General features: G+C 76.6%; 14 protein-coding genes. 3 read left to right on the forward strand and 11 right to left on the reverse strand.

Annotated elements, in window-relative coordinates:
- Positions 1-41: 41 nt before the first annotated feature.
- The 7 genes from ACWPWW_RS12250 to hemE form a co-directional block, all read right to left on the reverse strand.
- Positions 42-1,712 (reverse strand): ABC transporter substrate-binding protein, encoded by a 1,671-nt coding sequence (locus tag ACWPWW_RS12250; RefSeq protein ID WP_454050652.1) that lies wholly within the window; start codon positions 1,710-1,712, stop codon positions 42-44.
- Positions 1,713-1,923: 211 nt separating this feature from the next.
- A complete protein-coding gene (gene hemL, locus ACWPWW_RS12255) occupies positions 1,924-3,237 on the reverse strand; it encodes a glutamate-1-semialdehyde 2,1-aminomutase (RefSeq protein ID WP_454050653.1) in 1,314 nt (437 codons plus the stop codon).
- Positions 3,234-4,292, reverse strand: coding sequence for a porphobilinogen synthase (hemB, locus tag ACWPWW_RS12260; RefSeq protein ID WP_454050654.1), 1,059 nt, complete (start codon positions 4,290-4,292; stop codon positions 3,234-3,236). Before hemB ends, hemL begins: the two co-directional genes overlap by 4 nt.
- On the reverse strand, positions 4,289-5,179 hold the full coding sequence (locus ACWPWW_RS12265; protein WP_454050655.1) for a uroporphyrinogen-III synthase: 891 nt from the start codon (positions 5,177-5,179) through the stop codon (positions 4,289-4,291). Before ACWPWW_RS12265 ends, hemB begins: the two co-directional genes overlap by 4 nt.
- The gene (gene hemC / locus ACWPWW_RS12270) at positions 5,176-6,141 is read right to left on the reverse strand and encodes a hydroxymethylbilane synthase (RefSeq protein WP_454050656.1); all 966 of its coding nucleotides are present in this window, start codon (positions 6,139-6,141) and stop codon (positions 5,176-5,178) included. The genes ACWPWW_RS12265 and hemC overlap by 4 nt, the downstream gene beginning before the upstream one ends.
- A 68-nt stretch (positions 6,142-6,209) precedes the next feature.
- On the reverse strand, positions 6,210-7,610 hold the full coding sequence (locus ACWPWW_RS12275) for a protoporphyrinogen/coproporphyrinogen oxidase (protein WP_454050657.1): 1,401 nt from the start codon (positions 7,608-7,610) through the stop codon (positions 6,210-6,212).
- Positions 7,611-7,720: 110 nt separating this feature from the next.
- On the reverse strand, positions 7,721-8,872 hold the full coding sequence (hemE, locus tag ACWPWW_RS12280) for a uroporphyrinogen decarboxylase (RefSeq protein WP_454050658.1): 1,152 nt from the start codon (positions 8,870-8,872) through the stop codon (positions 7,721-7,723).
- A 52-nt stretch (positions 8,873-8,924) separates the two neighbouring features.
- Here hemE and ACWPWW_RS12285 point away from each other — a divergent pair, with 52 nt between their 5' ends.
- The gene (locus ACWPWW_RS12285) at positions 8,925-10,175 is read left to right on the forward strand and encodes a glutamyl-tRNA reductase (protein WP_454051806.1); all 1,251 of its coding nucleotides are present in this window, start codon (positions 8,925-8,927) and stop codon (positions 10,173-10,175) included.
- A gap of 61 nt (positions 10,176-10,236) precedes the next feature.
- Here the strand turns inward: ACWPWW_RS12285 and purB are convergent, their stop codons facing one another.
- Complete coding sequence (gene purB / locus ACWPWW_RS12290; protein ID WP_454050659.1) at positions 10,237-11,700, reverse strand: adenylosuccinate lyase; 1,464 nt, start codon at positions 11,698-11,700, stop codon at positions 10,237-10,239.
- Between the two features lie 253 nt (positions 11,701-11,953).
- On the opposite strand from purB, the gene ACWPWW_RS12295 reads away from it, so the two are divergent.
- Complete coding sequence (locus ACWPWW_RS12295; RefSeq protein WP_454050660.1) at positions 11,954-13,510, forward strand: GAF domain-containing protein; 1,557 nt, start codon at positions 11,954-11,956, stop codon at positions 13,508-13,510.
- Between the two features lie 209 nt (positions 13,511-13,719).
- On the opposite strand, the gene ACWPWW_RS12300 is transcribed toward ACWPWW_RS12295, so the two are convergent.
- From ACWPWW_RS12300 to ACWPWW_RS12310, 3 genes are all read right to left on the reverse strand, one after another.
- The gene (locus ACWPWW_RS12300) at positions 13,720-15,693 is read right to left on the reverse strand and encodes a hypothetical protein (RefSeq protein ID WP_454050661.1); all 1,974 of its coding nucleotides are present in this window, start codon (positions 15,691-15,693) and stop codon (positions 13,720-13,722) included.
- Positions 15,694-15,789: 96 nt separating this feature from the next.
- Positions 15,790-17,067: a hypothetical protein gene (locus ACWPWW_RS12305; protein ID WP_454050662.1), complete on the reverse strand. Its 1,278-nt coding sequence runs from the start codon at positions 17,065-17,067 to the stop codon at positions 15,790-15,792.
- Between the two features lie 164 nt (positions 17,068-17,231).
- Positions 17,232-17,615 (reverse strand): phage holin family protein, encoded by a 384-nt coding sequence (locus ACWPWW_RS12310; protein ID WP_454050663.1) that lies wholly within the window; start codon positions 17,613-17,615, stop codon positions 17,232-17,234.
- A 102-nt stretch (positions 17,616-17,717) separates the two neighbouring features.
- Here ACWPWW_RS12310 and hisC point away from each other — a divergent pair, with 102 nt between their 5' ends.
- Positions 17,718-18,782 carry a histidinol-phosphate transaminase gene (hisC, locus tag ACWPWW_RS12315; RefSeq protein ID WP_454050664.1) on the forward strand — a complete coding sequence of 355 codons (1,065 nt, stop codon included), beginning with the start codon at positions 17,718-17,720 and terminating at the stop codon, positions 18,780-18,782.
- Positions 18,783-18,797: the final 15 nt, after the last annotated feature.

An 18,797-nucleotide genomic window follows, 5' to 3' on the forward strand; every position in this document is an offset into this window, starting at 1 on the left:
CGACCCGCGTCGAGGCGTCGGGAGGGGTGGTACGAAGCCGGTCAGCCCTTGGCGAGCGCGCCGTAGCGGAACTTGAACGAGGCGTCGAGAGTGTCCTCGGCCCCGGTCACGTCCGCACCCACGACGGCCACCTGGGCGCCCTGGAGGTAGGGCACCGTGGAGAGGTCCGCGGCGACCGTGTCCTGGATCTGCTCGATGAGCGCGGTCCGGGCGGCGGGGTCGGCGGTGACGGCCTGCTCGAGGATCAGGTCGTTCACCTCCTGGTTGTCGTAGTGGTTGCCCAGGAAGTTCTCCGTGAGGAAGAACGGCGTGAGGTAGTTGTCCGCGTCCGAGTAGTCCGGGAACCAGCCGAGCTGGTACGCGGGGTACACGTCGGACGTGCGGTCCTTGGCGTACTGCACCCACTCGGTGGTCTGCAGGTCGACCGCGAACAGCCCGGTGGACTCGAGCTGGTCCTTGATCAGCGCGTACTCCTCGCCGGAGGACGGGCCGTAGTGGTCGTTGCTGTACTGCAGCGACAGCTGGACCGGGGTCTCGACGCCCGCGGCCTCGAGGCGCTCGGCAGCGGCGTCGGCGTCCGCGCCGCCCTCGCCGTCGCCGTACAGGCCCTTGAGCGACTCGGTGGCGCCGGTCAGGCCCTCCGGGACGAAGGAGTACAGCGGCGTGTAGGTGCCCTTGTAGACCTGGTCGGCGATCTCCTCGCGGTCGATCAGGTCCGCGACGGCCTGGCGGACGGCCAGGGCCTTGGCCGGGTCGGCCTCGGGCGTGGTCGCGCCGTACGGCTGGGTGTTGAAGTTGAACGTGATGTAGCGGATCTCGCCGCCGGGGCCGTCCACGACCTTGACGTTGTCGTCGCCGCGCAGGTCCTCGATGTCCGTCGAGGTCAGGCTGCGGAACGCCACGTCGACGTTGCCCTGCTGGACGTCGAGCTTGAGGTTCGAGGCCTCGGCGTAGTAGCTGACGCTGATCTCCTCGGTCTCCGGGGCGCCGAGCAGGCCCTGGTAGTCCGGGTTGGCCTGGTACGTCAGCAGCTCGTTCTGGCTGTAGTCCGTCAGCACGTACGGGCCGGCGAACGCCTGGCCGTCGACGATGTCGGCGTCCGGGGTCAGCGCGTCGGCCGCGAAGACGTCCTCGTCCACGATCGGGCCCGCGGGGCTCGACAGGATCTGCGGGAACACCTGGTCGTCCGGGGACTTCAGCGTGAAGACGACGGTGGTGTCGTCCGGCGCCGCGACGCTCGCCAGGTTGTAGAGCAGCGAGCCGGGGCCGTTGCCGTCGTCCGCGCCGGACTCGAAGATCGCGAGCTGGCGGTCGAACGTGAACTTCACGTCCGAGGAGGTCAGCTCGTTGCCGTTCGCGAAGGTCAGGCCCGGCTTCAGCGTCACCGTGTACTCGGTCGGCGCGGTGAACTCGGCCGACTCGGCGATGTCCGGCTCGACCTCGGGGCTGCCGTACGGCGTGTTCATCAGGAACGGGTAGACCTGGTTCATGACGGCGAAGGAGCCGTTGTCGTACGAGCCGGCCGGGTCGATCGTGGTGATCTTGTCGGTGGTGCCGATGAGGAGCGAGCCGCTGCCGCCGCCGTCACCGCCCTCCGACTCGTCGTCGCCGCCGCCGGAGCCGCCGCTGCACGCGGCGAGGACGAGAGCGGTGGCGACCAGGCCGGCGCCGGCCGCGAAGCCGCGTCGGCGGCCGTGGGGAACCGCAGTCATGCGTGTACCTCTTCCCTGGGTGCGGGCTCGGGTTGCCCGTGGCGGTGCTGCTGCGCGGACGTCGCCCGCGCCGGAGGAGCGTGTCCCCCGCGCGAGATGAGCCGTCCGGCGGATGAGACCGCCGTGATGTGGCTCATAGAACTAGCACAGTGTGGGCCAAGGTCCCGCACCGGCGTGTAACCCCCGTGTTACCGGGAGGTCACGATGCGGTTCACGAGGGCGGGCGTACCGCCGCGGCGGCCGCACGGGCGGCGGCCGGCAGGGCCTCGACGACCCGGCCGAGCGCGTCGTCGTCGTGCGCCGCCGACAGGAACCAGGCCTCGAACGCCGACGGGGGCGCGTAGACCCCGTCCCGCAGCAGGCTGTGGAAGAACGCCGGGTAGCGCCACGACTCGGACGCCAGCATCTCGGAGTAGTCCCGGGCGCCCGCGTCGGTGCCGAGCACGGTGCTGAACAGGTTGCTCGCGTTCTGCACCGCGTGCGGCACCCCGGCGGCGGTGAGGGCGTCGTCGACCGCGGCGCGCAGCGTGGCGGACGCGGCGTCGACGTGCGCGTACACCGCGTCGTCCGCCAGGCGCAGGGTGGCCAGGCCGGCCGCGGTCGCCACCGGGTTCCCGGACAGCGTGCCCGCCTGGTAGACCGGGCCCAGCGGCGCGAGCGCGTCCATCACGTCGGTCCGGCCGCCGAGCGCAGCGACGGGCAGCCCGCCGCCGACGACCTTGCCGTACGTGAGCAGGTCCGGTGACCAGCCCTCGCGCTGCGCCTCGAGGCCCCACCAGCCGGCGGGGCCGACGCGGAACCCGGTCAGCACCTCGTCCTGGATCAGCAGCGCGCCGTGCGCGTGCGCGATCCGCGCCAGCGCCGCGTTGAATCCGGGGCCCGGCGGGACGACGCCCATGTTGGCCGGGGCCGCCTCCGTGATGATCGCGGCGATGGTCGGGCCGTGCTCGGCGAACGCGGCCTCGACGGCGGCGACGTCGTTGTACGGCAGCACGATCGTCTCGGCGGCGATCGACGCGGGGACGCCCGCCGATCCCGGCAGCGCCAGCGTCGCGACGCCGGAGCCGGCGGCGGCCAGCAGGCCGTCGGAGTGGCCGTGGTACAGCCCGGCGAACTTCACGACGCGGTCGCGGCCGGTGACGCCGCGCGCCAGGCGGATCGCCGTCATCGTGGCCTCGGTGCCGGTCGAGACCAGCCGGAGCCGCTCGACGGCCGGCACGCGCTCCCGCACGGCCTCCGCGAGCTCGACCTCCGCGAGCGTCGGCGCGCCGAAGCTCAGCCCGCGGCCCGCCGCCTCGCGCACCGCCTCGACGACGCCGGGGTGCGTGTGGCCGAGGATGGCCGGCCCCCACGAGCCGACCAGGTCGACGTACTCGCGCCCCTCGACGTCGGTCACGTACGCCCCGCGCGCCGACGCGAGGAACCGCGGCGCCCCGCCCACGGACCCGAACGCCCGCACCGGCGAGTTCACCCCGCCCGGCACGACGCCCAGCGCGCGCTCGAACAGCTCCTCCGAGGTGGTCATCGCCACTCCTCCCGCAGCCAGTGGGCCAGCTCCACGGCCCAGTAGGTGAGCACCTGGTCGGCGCCCGCGCGGCGGATGCCGAGCACGGACTCCGTGATCGCGCGCCGGCGGTCCAGCCAGCCCTGCGCCGCGGCGGCCTCGACCATCGCGTACTCCCCGGACACCTGGTAGGCGGCCACCGGCACGGTGCTGGTCGCGGCCACGTCGGCGAGGACGTCGAGGAACGCGCCCGCGGGCTTCACCATGACGAGGTCCGCGCCCTCGGCGATGTCCAGCTCGACCTCGCGCAGCGCCTCGCGGCGGTTGGCCGGGTCCATCTGGTACGTCCGGCGGTCGCCCTCCAGCGTCGACTCCACGGCGTCCCGGAACGGGCCGTAGAGCACGCTCGCGAACTTCGCCGCGTACGCCAGGACGGCCACGTCGTCCCGGCCGGCGGCGTCGAGCACGTCGCGGATCACGCCGACCTGGCCGTCCATCATGCCGCTGGGCGCCACCATGTGGGCCCCGGCCTCGGCCTGCACCAGCGCCATCTCCGCGTACCGCACCAACGTCGCGTCGTTGTCCACGACGCCCTCCGCGGTCAGCACGCCGCAGTGCCCGTGGTCGGTGAACTCGTCGAGGCAGAGGTCCGCCTGGATCACCAGCGCGTCGCCGACCTCGGCCCGGACGTCCGCGATGGCCTGGTTGAGCACCCCGTCGGGGTCGGTCGCGCCGGAGCCGACCGCGTCGCGCACGAGCGGGACGCCGAACAGGTTGACGCCGGAGACGCCGGCGGCCGCGGCCTCCACGACCGCCCGGCGCAGCGAGTCCCGCGTGTGCTGGACGACGCCGGGCATGGAGCGGATCGGCTGGGGCTCGCTCAGCCCCTCCTTGACGAACACCGGCAGGATCAGGTCCGCCGGGTGCAGGCGGACCTCGCTCACGGTCCGCCGGAGCGCCGCGGTGCCACGGAGCCGCCGGGGGCGGACGCGGCCCGGCCGGGCGGCGGCGACCGCGGCCAGTGCGATGTCGGATGCTGCGGGTGTGGCCGGGGTGCCGGCCGGCTGCGTGGTCATGCGTGCCCTCCGTCGGGGTGGGTTCCCGGTGCGGCGGGGTGGGCCGCGTCCGGGGTGGTCGGGGGTGCGTCGGTGGCGTCGGCGGCCGCGTGCACCGCGGCGGTCAGCGCGGCGACGAGCCCGCCCGGGGTCTGGTCGTCGGCCACGGCGGCGACGGCGAGCCCCGCCCGCCGGGCCTCGGCGGCGGTCGACTCGCCGATGCAGCAGAGCAGCGTCCCGGCGGGCGGGGTGCCCAGCATCGACAGCAGGTTGCGGGCGGTGCTGCCGGACGTGAGCAGCACGGCGTGGACGTCCCCGCCGTCCCACGCGGCGCGCAGCTCCGGCTCGGGGGCCGGCCCGGGCACCGTGCGGTACGTGACGACGACGTCGACCAGCCAGCCGTGCGCCGCCAGCCCGTCGGCGAGCGTCGGGGCCGCGAGGTCGCCCAGGGGCAGCAGGACCCGCTCGGGCTCGTCGCCCGCGGGCGGCCACGCGGCGAGGAGCGCGGCGGCGGAGGACCGGCCGCGGGGCACCAGGTCGACGCGGACGCCGGCCTCGCGCAGCGCCCGTGCGGTGGTCCCGCCGACCGCGGCGACGCGGGTGCCCGCGAGCAGCTCGGGCAGGGTGTGCCCGGTCTCCTCGGCACGGTCGACCAGGATCGGCACCGCGGCCGCGCTCGTGATCGCGACCCACGCGTAGTAGCCGACCTCGAGGGCGAGCAGGGAGTCGTCGAGCTCCGTCGGGTCCAGGGGCGGCACCGTTTGGATCAGCGGGACCACCAGCGGCTCCGCGCCGGCGGCGTGCAGGGCGATGACCAGGGGGTCCGGTCCGGTCGTCTCCCGCGGGACGAGCACCCGCACGCCCGCGAGCGGGCCGGCCGGGCCGGTCCCGGCGTCGACGGCGGTCACGCGCCGAGCTCCGCCAGGTCGGCGGCGCCCGCGTCGAGCAGCTCCTCGGCCAGCCGGGTGCCGAGCGCGGCCGCGGCGAGCGCCGCGCGCCCGTCGTCGGTGCCGGCGGCACCCGCCACCAGGGTCGTGGCGGCGGACCGACGCAGCGTCGCCGTGCCGTCCGTGCGCAGCACCACGGCCTCCAGGGTCAGGACGTCGTCGTCGCCGAGCCGGGCGTGCGCGCCGACCGGCGCGGCGCAGCCGGCCTCGAGCCGGTTCAGCAGCGCGCGCTCGGCGAGGACCGCGAGGTGGGTCGGCCGGTGGTCGAGCGTCGCGAGCGCGCGGGCCAGCGGGCTGCCGTCGGCGGCGTCCGCCGCGCGCACCTCGACGGCGAGCGCACCCTGGGCCGGGGCGGGGACCATGACGTCGAACGGCAGGGCCTCGGTGACCGCGTCCAGGCGGTCCAGGCGCGCCAGCCCGGCGCGGGCCAGCACCACGGCGTCCAGGCCGTCCTCGATGCGCCGCAGCCGTGTGTCCACGTTGCCGCGGATGTCCACGACCTTCAGGTCCGGGCGCGCGGCCAGCAGCTGGGCGGCGCGCCGCGGGGAGCCGGTGCCCACCGAGGCGCCCGGGGGCAGCGTGGCCAGGGTGCGGCCGTCCCGCGCGCACAGGGCGTCGCGGGGGTCCTGACGCAGCGGCACGGCGGCGACCACCAGGCCCGGCGCGGTGGCCGTCGGCAGGTCCTTGAACGAGTGCACCGCGACGTCGCACCGGCCGTCGAGCAGGGCGTCGCGCAGGGCGGTGACGAACACCCCCGTACCGCCGAGCGTGGCGAGCGACCCGGTGAGCCGGTCGCCGTCCGTGCGGACGCGGACCAGCTCGTGGTCGCCGGCGCCGAGCGCGGTGAGGGCGTCCGCCACGTGTCCCGTCTGCGTCAGGGCGAGCGCACTCGCACGGGTTCCGACCCGGAACGGTTGGGGCATGTCTCCAGTCTCTGCCTTCTCGTGAGGACTTGTCGAAAGCGGTGGCCCGGGGCTGTGGACGACGTCGGTCACCGTGCCGGGCGGTCGCTCGGTCCGGCCGCGAGCGCCGCCGCGGTCGCCCGGGCGTCGGGCACGACGGACGCGAGCCCGTTGCCCGCGACCCACGCGCCGACCACCGCCAGGCCGGGGACCTCGGCGACCGCCGCGCGGACCTGCTGCACCGTCCGGCGGTGCGCCGCGCTCGGCACCGGCAGGCCCTGCCGCCAGCGGACCCGGGCGCCGGCCCGGACCTGGCCGGCGCGCAGCGGGACGCCGAGGACGGCCGCGGCGTCGCGCAGCGCGAGGTCGGTCAGCGCGGCGTCGTCCGTCGGCAGCGGGGCGGCCGCGGGGTCGTCGCCGGCCCGGCCGTAGGACAGCCGCACCACGTGCCGTCCCGGACCGGCGGCCTCCGCCAGCCAGCCCCACTTCGCGGTCGCGTGCGTGAGCGCCTTCGCCCGGACGCCGGGCACGCCGCGGGCGACGAGCACCCCCGTCCCACGCGGCGCGGCGTCGAGCTCCGGGGCGTCCAGCACCAGGGTGACCAGCACGATGTCCGCGCCCGGGTCCGTCTGCAGGCCGGCGAGCGCGGGCGCGACCCCGGCGAGCAGGTCGACGGCCCGGGGCGTCGCGACGACCAGCCGCGGCGCGCGCAGCACCGTGGCGCCGCCGGGCCCGTCGACCGTCACGGCGAACCCGTCGCCGGTGCGCTCGACCGCGGTCGTCGTCGACCGGGTGCGGATCGCGCCGCCCCGCGCGACCACGTCGGCGGCGAGCGCCTCGACCAGCACGTGCAGCCCGCCGCGGAACCCGGCCACCGCCGACCCGGCCGGTGCCAGCGCGCGCTGCGCCGTCACTGCCCGGCCCAGGGAGCCCTCGCGACGGACGGCCGCGACCAGGCCGGGGGCCACCGCGTCGGCGGCGACGTCGTCCGGCTCGGCCGCGTGCACGCCGGCGACCACGGGGCGCACCAGCCGGTCGAGCACCCGCCGGCCGTACCGGGCCCGCACCAGCGCACCCAGCGTGACGCCGTCGCCGGTCCCGGCGCCGGCGGGCAGCAGCCGGTCGGCCGCCGCGCGCAGCGACCCGAGCGTGCCGAGCGTCCTCCGGACGTCGGGCGCCCACGGGTCCGCCGGGATCCCCAGCAGGCCGGTGCGCGGCAGGGGCCCGGCGCCGCGGGGGAGCCGCACCCACGCGCCGTGCGGCTCGGGCGTCACCACCCGGTCCGCCAGGCCCAGCTCCTCGGCGAGCGCGGCCACCACGCCGCCGCGGGTCGCGAACGACTCCGCGCCCGCGTCCAGCGCGAGCCCGTCCACCTCGTGCCGCCCGACGACGCCGCCGGGTGCGTGCCACGCCTCCAGGACCAGCGGGCGCAGGCCCGAGAGCGCGAGCTCGCGGGCGGCGACCAGGCCCGCCACGCCACCGCCGACCACGACGGCGTCGTGCAGGTCGGGCGTCTCGGGTGCGGGGTCGTCGTGCTCGCTCGTGGCTGCTCCTCGGGTCGGGTCGGGTCGGGGTCGGGTCTGGTCGGTGCTCAGGCCCGTCAGATCGCGTGCACCAGCTCGACGACGCGGGTCAGCACGGCGGGATCGGTCTCCGGCGGCACGCCGTGGCCCAGGTTCACCACGTGCCCGGGCGCGGCGGCTCCGCGCGCCACCACGTCGCGCACGTGCGCCTCCAGCACCGGCCAGGGCGCGGCGAGCAGCGCGGGGTCGACGTTGCCCTGCACCGGCACGCGCCCGTCCAGCCGGCGCACGGCCTCGTCCAGGCCGATGCGGTGGTCGACACCCACGACGTCCGCGCCCACGTCGCGCATCGCCGCCAGCAGCTCGCCGGTCCCGGTGCCGAAGTGCACGCGCGGCACCCCGAGGTCGGCGACGTGCGCCAGCGCGCGGGTGGACGCCGGCGCGACGCGCTCGGTGTAGTCGGCGAGCGACAGCGACCCCGCCCAGGAGTCGAACAGCTGTGCCGCGCTGGTCCCGGCGAGCACCTGCGCCCGCAGGAACGCACCGGTCACGTCGGCGGCCCACCCGGTCAGCGCGTGCCAGGTCTCCGGGTCCGCGTGCATCAGCGTGCGGGCGGCCAGGTGGTCCCGCGACGGTCGGCCCTCGACCAGGTAGGCGGCGAGGGTGAACGGCGCCCCGGCGAACCCGATCAGCGGCGTCGAGCCCAGCGCGGCGGTGGTCAGCCGGACGGCCTCGGTCACCGGCGCCAGCACCTCGGGGGTCAGCGACTCCGCCGGGTGCTCGGCGCGCAGCCGGGCGACGTCGTCCGCGGTCCGGACCGCGGCGCCCATCACCGGGCCGACGCCGGGCTGGATGTCGACGTCGACGCCCGCGAGCCGCAGCGGGATGACGATGTCCGAGAAGAAGATCGCCGCGTCGACGCCGTGCCGGCGCACCGGCTGCAGCGTGATCTCCGACGCCAGGTCCGGCGTGAGGCAGGCGTCCAGCATCGCCGTGCCGCGCCGGGCCTCCCGGTACTCGGGCAGCGACCGGCCGGCCTGCCGCATGAACCACACGGGCCGGCGCGCGGGGGTGCGACCCCGGTAGGCGTCGACCAGCGGCGCGTGCGCGGTGCGGCCGTCCACCAGCGGGTGGTCCGCGGGCAGGCCGGTGCCGTCGGGCAGCGAGGTCAGGGCAGCGGGGGTCGCCGGGGCGCCCGTGGGCGCGGAGGGGCGTGACGAAGTCGACATCACAGCGATTGTGCCCCGTCTTCCCTGGAGTGATTAAATTCTGGGCGTGGTGATGCTGTCGTTGGTGGCGAGCCATCACGACCTCGACCTGTCCGTGCTGGAGCGGTTGTCCGCCGACACCCACGCCGTCGGCCGGGAGATCGTGACGGGCTCGGACTCGGTCGCGGGGGCGGTCGTCCTGGCGACCTGCAACCGCTTCGAGCTGTACCTGGACGTCGACGACGCAGCCGACGCCGATGCTGCCCGGACCGCCGTCGCCGCCACCGTCGCCGCCCGCTCCGGGTACAGCACCGAGCGCGTCGCGGACGCCCTCGCCCCCGCCACCGGCCCGCGCGTCGTCGAGCACCTGTTCTCCGTCGCGTCCGGCCTGGAGTCGATGGTCGTGGGGGAGCGCGAGATCGCCGGCCAGGTGCGCCGCGCCCTCACCACCGCCCGGCGGGACGGCACCACCACGTCCGACCTCGAGGGCCTGTTCCAGGCGGCGTCCCGCGCGTCCCGCGCCGTCGAGGGCCGCACCGGCCTCGGCGCCGCCGGGCGCTCCGTCGTGGGCGTGGCGCTGGACCTGGTCGAGGACGGGCTGCCCGACTGGTCGGACGTCCGCTGCCTGCTGATCGGCACCGGGTCGTACGCCGGAGCCAGCCTCGCCGCCCTCAAGGCCCGCGGGTGCGCCGACGTGCTCGTCTACTCCGCCAGCGGACGCGCCGGGCAGTTCGCCGCCCAGCGCGGTGTCACCGCGGCCACCGACGACCTCGCGACCAGCCTCGCCGGCGTCGACCTGGTCGTCGCGTGCAGCGGTGCCGCCGGCGCGGTGCTGGACGTCGACGCCCTGATCCGCGCGCGGTCCGCCGAGGCGTCCGTCGGCGCCCGGCCGCTCGCCGTCGTCGACCTCGCCCTGCAGCACGACGTCGACCCCGCCGTCGGCGAGCTGCCCGGCGTGCGGCTGGTCAGCCTCACCACCGTCGCCGAGCACGCGCCCGACGGGCACTCCGCCACCGTGGCCGAGGCGCGGGCCCTGGTCGCCGAGCAGGCCGACACCTTCGACCGCGAGCTGCGGACCCGGCAGTGGAACCCGCCGGTCGTCGCCGAGCGCCGCCGCGTGCTCGAGGAGCTCGCGTCTGCCGTCGAGGGCCTGGAGGAGCGCGCCGCCCGCGCCCTGCGCCGTCGCGTCCGGTCGGCGCTGCACCAGCCGACGGTCCGCGCCCGCGAAGCGGCCCGGGCCGGCGACGCCGCGGCGTACGCGGCCGCGCTCGCCGAGCTCGCGACGCTCACCGTCGCCGCCGAGCCGGCCCCCGCCCCGCGCTGACGCGCGCCCGGCTCGGCACGGCCGGGCTCCCGCCGGGCCGGGCTCGACGCCGACGCGCGGCTCAGCGGTCCAGGTAGTCGACCAGATCCGTCGCGAGGCCCGTGTACCCGGCCGGGGTCAGTGCCTGCAGGCGCGCGGCGACGTCGTCCGGCAGGCCGAGGCCGGCGATGAACTCCCGCATGTCGTCCGCGGTCAGGCGGCGCCCGCGGGTCAGCTCCTTGAGCCGCTCGTAGGGGTTCTCCATCCCGGTGACGCCCGCGACGGAGGCCGCGCGCATCGCCGACTGCACCGGCTCGCCCAGCACCTCCCAGTTCTGGTCGAGCTCCCGCGCCAGCAGGTCCCGGTCCACCGAGAGGGCGGCGAGGCCGCGCCGGACGTTGTCGATCGCGAGCAGCGAGTGGCCGAACGCCGGGCCGATGTTCCGCTGGGTGGTGGAGTCCGTGAGGTCGCGCTGCAGCCGGCTGGTGACGAGCGTCGCGCCGAGGGTGTCGAGGAGCGCGCAGGACAGCTCGAGGTTGGCCTCGGCGTTCTCGAACCGGATCGGGTTGACCTTGTGCGGCATCGTCGACGACCCCGTGGCCCCCGCGACCGGGATCTGGATGAAGACCCCGCGCGAGATGTACGTCCACACGTCGGTGGCGAGGTTGTGCAGCACGCGGTTGAACCGGGCGACGTCGGCGTACAGCTCGGCCTGCCAGTCGTGCGACTCGATCTGCGTGGTCAGCGGGTTCCACGTCAGGCCCAGGTGCTCGACGAACGTGCGGCTCACCTCGGGCCAGTCCGCGCCCGGGACCGCGACCACGTGCGCGCCGTAGGTGCCGGTGGCGCCGTTGAGCTTGCCGAGGAACTCCGCGCCGGCCACGCGACCGAGCTGCCGGCGCAGGCGGTGCGCCAGGACGGCGACCTCCTTGCCGAGCGTGGTCGGCGTCGCGGGCTGGCCGTGGGTCAGCGCGAGCATCGGGACGTCGGCGAGGTCGTGCGCCATCGTCGCCAGGTCCTCGACCAGGCCGCGCGCGGCCGGCAGCCACACGTCCTGCACCGCACCGCGCACCATCAGCGCGTACGACAGGTTGTTCACGTCCTCGCTGGTGCAGCAGAAGTGGACCAGCTCGGAGACCGACGGCAGCGCCGTCGACGCCCCGAGGACGTCGGGCGCCGCGGCGATCTTCTCCTTGAGGAAGTACTCGACGGCCTTCACGTCGTGCACCGTCGTGCGCTCGAGCTCGGCGAGCCGGGCGACGTCCGCGGCGCCGAAGCCCGTCACGACCGCGCGCAGGTACGCCTGCTCCTCCGCCGACAGCGTCGGGGCGCCGGGCACGACGCCGTGCGTCGTCAGGTGGATCAGCCACTCGACCTCGACGTGCACGCGCTCGCGGTTGAGCGCCGCCTCGGACAGGTGGTCGACGAGCGGCGCCACCGTGCGGCGGTACCGGCCGTCGAGCGGGCCGAGGGCGATCGGCGGCTCGACGTCCGCGAGGGACGAGCGCGTGGGCGCGGCGGACGGGCTGCTGTCGTGCGCGGGCATGGGCCGCATCCTTCCACGGACCCGCGCGGCGGGGCGGTGCTGCCCGCCCGGCGGCACCGGCGGGTGAATCGTCCTCCAGCTGCTCCGCCCGTCGCACGGCCCTGACCTGCGCACGGGGTGAAGGAGCGCACAGCGTGAGCCGCTGCCGTCACCCGAACCACTCACCGACCTCGCAGCCCTGCCGATCGGGAGGCCACCCGAGGGGGATTCGTGCGGGCAGGTCGCATGCGGGGCGCTGAGCAAGGGGAACGACATGGTGGGACTGAAGGGGCGACGGGGCCGCGCGGTCGAGGCGACGACGGCGGACGGGGACGTGCGCCGGAACCTGCGCGCGCTCGACGAGGTCGTGCGGGCGCTGGGCGACACCGGCAACCGCGGACTGCCGGAGATCCTGGAGATCATCCGCGAGCGCCTCGGCTTCGACTACGCGTCCGCGTGGGTGGTCGACCCCGCCCGCGGCGACCTCGCGTTCGTCGCGCAGACGGGCGAGCTGTCGGCCGAGCTGACGCAGATGTCGCCGGGGTACCGGGTGGCGAAGGGCACGGGCCTGTGCGGCCTGGCGTGGCAGCGCGACGGCGTGCTGGCCGTCGCCGACCTGCGCGAGCACCCGACCAACTGCTCCCGCGGCGAGGTGTTCCTGCGGGCCGGTGCGCGGGGTGCGATGACGATGCCGCTGTGGTTCGAGGGCCAGGTCGTGGCCGTGCTCGACTTCCTGTCCCGCGAGGTGCGGTCGGAGGGCGAGGACCAGGTGCTGGTGCTCGACGTGCTGGCCCGGACGGTGTCGCAGGCGCTCGCCTCGCAGCACGCCGCCGACGAGATCGCCCAGGTCGCGCGCGACCAGCAGGCGGTCACCACGTCGGTGGCCAAGGTCGGCGCCTGCCACGACGAGGAGCAGGCGCTGCGCACCGCCCTCGACACCGTGCGCGAGGAGTTCGGCTGGGACTACGGCTCCTACTGGGCCGTCGACCCCGAGGCCCGGGTCCTGCGGTTCGAGGTCGAGTCCGGCACCGCCGGTGAGGAGTTCCGCCGGGTCACCCTGGCGGCCAGCTTCGCGGAAGGCGTCGGGCTCGCGGGGCGCGCCTGGCGCGCACGGGACCTCGTCTTCGTCCGGGACCTCGGCGAGCTGACCGACTGCGTGCGCGCCCCCGCGGCGCAGCGCGCCGGTGTGCGCTCCGGGGTCTGCATCCCCGTCATCGTCAACGACGAGGTCCTGGGCACCATGGACTTCTTCACCACCCAGACCATCGAGCTCAGCGACAGCCGCCGTGGCTCCCTGCGGAACGTGGCGCGCCTGGTCTCGCAGCGGCTCGACATCCTCCGGGCCGCGGCACGCGACCGCGGGGCGTCCGAGGCGCTGCTCGGCAGCGTCGCCCGCCTCTCCGAGAGCGCGTCCGAGGCCGTCCGCGTCGCCGAGGAGGCCGTCGCGCAGACCGCCGCCATGGCCGAGGAGGTCCGCACGCTCGAGGCGTCGTCCTCCGCCGTCGGCGACGTGATCCGGGTGATCTCCTCCATCGCCGACCAGACCAACCTGCTCGCGCTGAACGCCACGATCGAGGCCGCGCGTGCCGGACAGGCCGGCCGCGGGTTCGCCGTCGTCGCCACCGAGGTCAAGGACCTGGCCGGCGGCACGTCGACGGCGACCTCCCGCGTCGAGCAGCAGGTCGCCGACATCCAGGCCAACACGGCGGCGGTCTCCCGCGGCATCGAGTCCGTCAGCACCACGATCCGCCGGATGGACGAGGTCCAGGCGCGGATCGGCGAGGTGCTCGACGAGCAGCGCCAGATGGCCGCCTCGTTCCGGGCCTCCTGACCCGGCAGCACCCGCACGGAGCACGCCGCAGGTCGGCGACGGGCCCGCACCCGTCGCCGACCGTCGGCGGTCGGTGAGCTCCTTTCGTCACGTCGGGCAGCGGCGCGCGTGGCGCCCGCCCGGGTGCGGGAGGACAGGACTGTCAGCGAGTCCATCGGCCGGCGGCGGTCCCGCACCTGCCGCCGGCCGATGGGATCAGGGGCGGGCGGTCAGCCCAGGACCACCCGCGGCAGCCGGCGGAGCAGGACGCCCAGACCGAGGAGCGCCGCCGCCACCAGGGGCAGCAGTCCCGCCGGGGAGCCCGTCGTCGCGAGCGCCGCCGGCGCCATCGCGCTCACCGAGGCCGAGGCCGCGGCGGACTCGAGGGACGTGGCGAGCTCGCTCGCCGCGAGCACCTCGGACAGGGACGCGACGTCGGCCACGGTGGTGGTGCCGTCGGCGGTCGCGCCGCCGGCGTCGGTCACGGTGCCCGGCGTGGTGCCGGGGGTGGTGCCGGGCGTGGTGCCCGGGAGGGTGGTGCCCCCGTCGGTCGTGCCGGGGTCGGTGCCCGGGTCCGTCGGGTCGGTGCCCGGGTCCGTCGGACCGGTGCCGGGGTCGGTGCCCGGGACGGTGGTGCCGGTGCCCGGGTCGGTCACCGCCGCGTCGCCGATCACGCCGAGGGCGATGTCCCCGACGGTGACCGGGACGGTGATCGGGAGCAGCACGCCCACGTCCGTGAGCAGGCCGTCGGAGTCGCCGCCGCCCGTGGCCCCCGAGCCCTCGGTGCCGGCACCGGTGCCGGGGCCGGTGCCGCTGCCGGTGCCCTCGGTCGAGGCGTCGCCGATCACGCCGAGGGCGATGTCGCCGATGGTGACCGGGGCGGTGATCGTCGCGGCGACGTCGGTGCCGGTGGCGATGCCCTCGGCGTCGCCGGAGCCGGTCTCGGTGGTGCCGGTGCCGGTGCCGGTGGTGCCCGTGCTGGAGCCGCCGGTGGTGGCGGCGTCGCCGATCACGCCGAGGGCGACGTCACCGATGGTGATCGGGATGCTGATCGGCGCGGCGACGTCGGTGCCGGTGGCGATGCCCTCGGCGTCGCCGGAACCGGTCTCGGCCGTGGGCGCGGTGCCCGTGCCGCCGGTGCCGGTGCCGGTGCCCTCGGTCGAGGCGTCACCGATCAGGCCGAGCGCGATGTCGCCGATGGTGACCGGGATGCTGATCGGCGCCGCGACGCCGGTCCCCGACAGGACGCCGTCGGACTGCCCGCCGCCGACCGTGGCGGTGGGGGCGGAGCCCGTCCCGGGCGATCCCGCGCCGGTGCTCGGAGTGCCCTCGGTGCCGGCGTCGCCGAGCAGGCCGAGCGCCAGGTCGCCGACGGTCACCGGGATGTGGACCGGCGAGGCGAGGTCGGTGCCGGTGGCGAGGCCGTCGGTGTCACCCGAGCCGACCACCGCCCCGGGCGCCGGGTCCGTGGAGCCGGACCCGGTGCCGCCGCTGGTGCCGGCGTCGCCGAGGAGGCCGAGCGCCACGTCGCCGATGGTGACCGGGATGCTGATCGGTGCCGCGACACCGGTGCCCGAGGCGATGCCCGCGGCGTCGCCGGAGCCGACCGTCGCGGTCGGGGCGGGCGCGCCGGAACCGCCGGACGGCGCTGCGCCGCCCTGCGTCGAGGCGTCGCCCAGCAGGCCGAGCGCGACCGCGTCGACGTCGACCGGGACCGAGACCGGTGCGGCGACGGCGCTGCCGGAGGCGATGCCCTCGCTGTCACCGCCCTCGACGGCCGCGGTCGGCGCAGCGGCAGGAGCAGCGGCAGGAGCAGCGGCAGGTGCGGCTGTCGTCACGGACGCGTCGCCCAGGACGCCCACCGCGACGGCGCCGACGTCCACCGGGACGGACACGGGTGCGGCGACGGAGGTGCCGGACGCGACACCCTCGGCGTCGCCGCCGGTGGCGTGCGCCGCCGGAGCGGGCGCGGCCGGTGCCGGGGCGGCCGGAGCCGCAGCCGGTGCGGTGCCGGTCACGGCGGCGTCGCCGAGGACGCCGGCGGCGAGGCCCTGGACGTCGACGGAGACGTCGACCGGTGCCTCGATGCCGAGGCCGGACAGGAGGCCGTCGTCCTCGGCGGCGTGCGCCGCGACGGCTCCGGCGACGACGAGGCCGCCGGTCAGGAGGGCGGTGTGGATCGCCCGTCGAGCTGTGGTGTGCATGGTTGTTCCCCTGCGGTGAGTCGGGTGCGCCGGGGTGCGGCGCGGTGGCCCTTCAGCTGGGCGACGGCAGGGATGCCGTCGACGCCGGGGCCGGACTCAGGCAGGGGAGACGGGGACCTCGCGGGAGCGGAGGGGGAGCTCGACGCGGCCACGGGCCACGGCGAGGAGCCGGGAGCCGCCCAGCACCACGGCGGCGGAGCTGAGGACGGCCACCACGTCGGGGCCGGCGGGGCCGCGCAGCGGGCTGCCGCTCGCGCCGGTGCCGGACGGGGCGGGCGCCGGCGGTGCGGGCGGGGCCGGCTGGTCGCCGCCCGCGGGGAGGCCGCCCGCCTGCGCGGAGGAGGCGGAGGAGTCGGCGACCGCGGCGTCGCGCGCACCGGACAGGTGCTGGGCCGGGCTGGTGCCGGAGGGGACGCTGCCGGCCGGGCCGAGGGTCAGAGCGCGCCACGTCCGGTCCGGGCCGGCGGCGGCCGGCGCGCCGGTGCCGCCGGGACCGGAGGCACCCGCCGGGGCCGTGGGTGCGCTCGGGGCCGCCGGAGTGGACGGGGTGGCCGGCACGACGCCGACCACGACGGGGCGCAGCACGCCGAGCACCGGGTCCAGCACGCCGCCGACCGGGGTGCCGTCGACGGCGCCCAGCACGGGGTCGAGCACGGACCCGGCGACCGGCTCGACGACCGGCCGCAGGACGGGCGAGAGGCTGTCGGTGACGGGGTGCAGCACGGGCCGCAGGGCCTCGACGACCGGCGCGAGGACCTCGGTGACGACGGGGCTGAGCACGTCGTCCGTCACCGGGTCGACGACCGGGGCGAGCGGCCGGGTGGTCCGGGCGAGCGGTCGCACGACGTCGTCCGCCACGGCCGCGACCAGCGGCGATGCCGCGCCCACGACCGGGGCGACGACGCTCTCGGCGACCGGGGTGGTGACCGCGGCGACCGCGTGGGCCAGACCGGCCGGGGCCGGTGCTGCGGGCTGCGACGTGACCGGCGCAGCCGCGGGCGGCGCGGCGGGAGCGGAAGCAGGAGCCGCGGCAGGCGGCGGCACAGGAGCCGCCGGAGCCGCCGGGGCGGGCGCCGGGGCCGCGGGTGCCGGAGTCGCGGGAGCCGGTGCGACGGCCTGGACGACCGGCGTCACCACCGGGGCGACGACGTGGTCCACCACGGGCTGGGTCACCGCTCCGACCAGGTCACCGACCCCGCCGAGCAGCGAGCCCACGGGCCCGGGAGGCGGGGCATCGGTGGCCGAGGCGGCGGGTGCGAGGGCGATCATCGCCGTGCCGGCGAGCGTCAGCCCGCCCGCGGCGTAGAGGCCGCGACGGAGCCACCGGGACGCGGCCGAGCGCACGCCGTGCGTCTCGTGCTGCCGCGCCTTCATGGCGACTCCCCCCGAAGTCCCTGCTGCAGGCCGCACCCTCGTCGGTGTGGCCCGGACCACCTCGACGGTAGGAGGCCCGGCGGGGGTCGGCAACAGGGGGCTGCTCCGGTCGGGTGACGCCGGTCACCTCACCTGCGACGACGCGCGAGGAGCGGGTGCGCGCCTCAGCGCTCGCGGCTGCGGGGGACGGCCAGGCTCAGCGCGAAGGACACGACCGACACGATGAGCGCCCCCACGAAGGCGTCGCCGAAGTCCTCGATGCGCAGGCCCCAGGAGGTCTGCTCGGTGATCCACGCCGTGAGCATGAGCATCAGCGCGTTCACCACCAGCGTGAACAGCCCGAGCGTGAGGATGTAGAGCGGGATCGACAGCACGGCCACGATCGGCTTGACGATCGCGTTCACGATGCCGAAGACGAGCGCGACGAGCAGCAGCACGCCGACCCTGCCCCACGTCGTGTCGGCACCGACGATGGAGATGCCCGGCAGCAGGATCTCGGCCAGCCACAGGGCGACGCCGCTGATCAGGACACGCAGCACGAAGCTCATGCGCCGATCCTGCCATCGCGGGCGGACGGGCGGCAGCCCGTCCTCGGACCGAGGCGTGACCCGTCGTGCCGGGGGACCGGCCCGCGGTGGCATCCTGGCCGCGTGAAGCACGTCCCCCTGCGCCCCGCCCTCGCCAGCCTGCCGCCCTACGTCCCGGGCGCCCGGGTCCCCGTCGGGGCCGCCCTGTTCAAGCTGTCGTCGAACGAGAACCCGTACCCGCCGCTGCCCTCCGTGGTCGCGGCGATCGCGGACGGCGCGGTCGACGTGAACCGCTACCCGGACATGTACGCGACGGACCTGACGGAGGCGGTCGCGGAGCACCTCGGCGTGCAGCCCGACCAGGTCGTCGCGGGCTGCGGGTCCGTGGCGGTGCTCGGGCACGTCCTCGCGGCGTTCTGCGACGCCGGCGACGAGGTCGTGCACCCGTGGCGCTCCTTCGAGGCGTACCCGATCGCGGTCACGCTGGCCGGCGCCACGGGTGTCCCGGTCGCCGTGCACGCCGACGGCCGGCTCGACCTCGGCGCGATGGCCGCGGCCGTGACCGACCGCACGCGCGTCGTGCTGGTCTGCACACCCAACAACCCGACCGGCCCGGCGGTGCACGCGGACGAGCTGGACGCGTTCCTGGCCGCCGTCCCGCGCGACGTGCTCGTGGTCCTCGACGAGGCGTACGTGGAGTTCGTGCGCGACCCGGACGCGCCGGACGGCCTGGCGGTGCTCGCCGCGCACCCGAACGTGGTGCTGCTGCGCACGTTCTCGAAGGCCTACGGCCTGGCCGGGCTGCGGGTCGGCTTCGCGGTGGCGCACCCGCGGCTCGCCGCCGGCATCCGCGCCGCGTCGACGCCGTTCGGCGTGTCCCACCTGGCGCAGCTGGCGGGCGTGGCGTCGCTGCGGGCCAGGGACGAGCTGCTGGCGCGGGTCGACGCCATCGTGCGGGAGCGGACCCGGATGCTCGCCGGCCTGCGGGCCCACGGCTGGGAGGTCCCCGACAGCCAGGCCAACTTCGTCTGGCTGGGCGTCGGCGACGACGCCGGGCGGTTCGCGCAGGAGGCGACCCGCGCGGGTGTGCTGGTGCGGCCGTTCGCGGGCGACGGCGTGCGGGTCAGCGTCGGCGAGCCCGAGGCGACCGACGTGGTGCTCGAGGTCGCGCGGGACTTCCGGCGCTGACCGCCTCGCCTATGC

The organism is Cellulomonas sp. Marseille-Q8402, assembly GCF_965119525.1.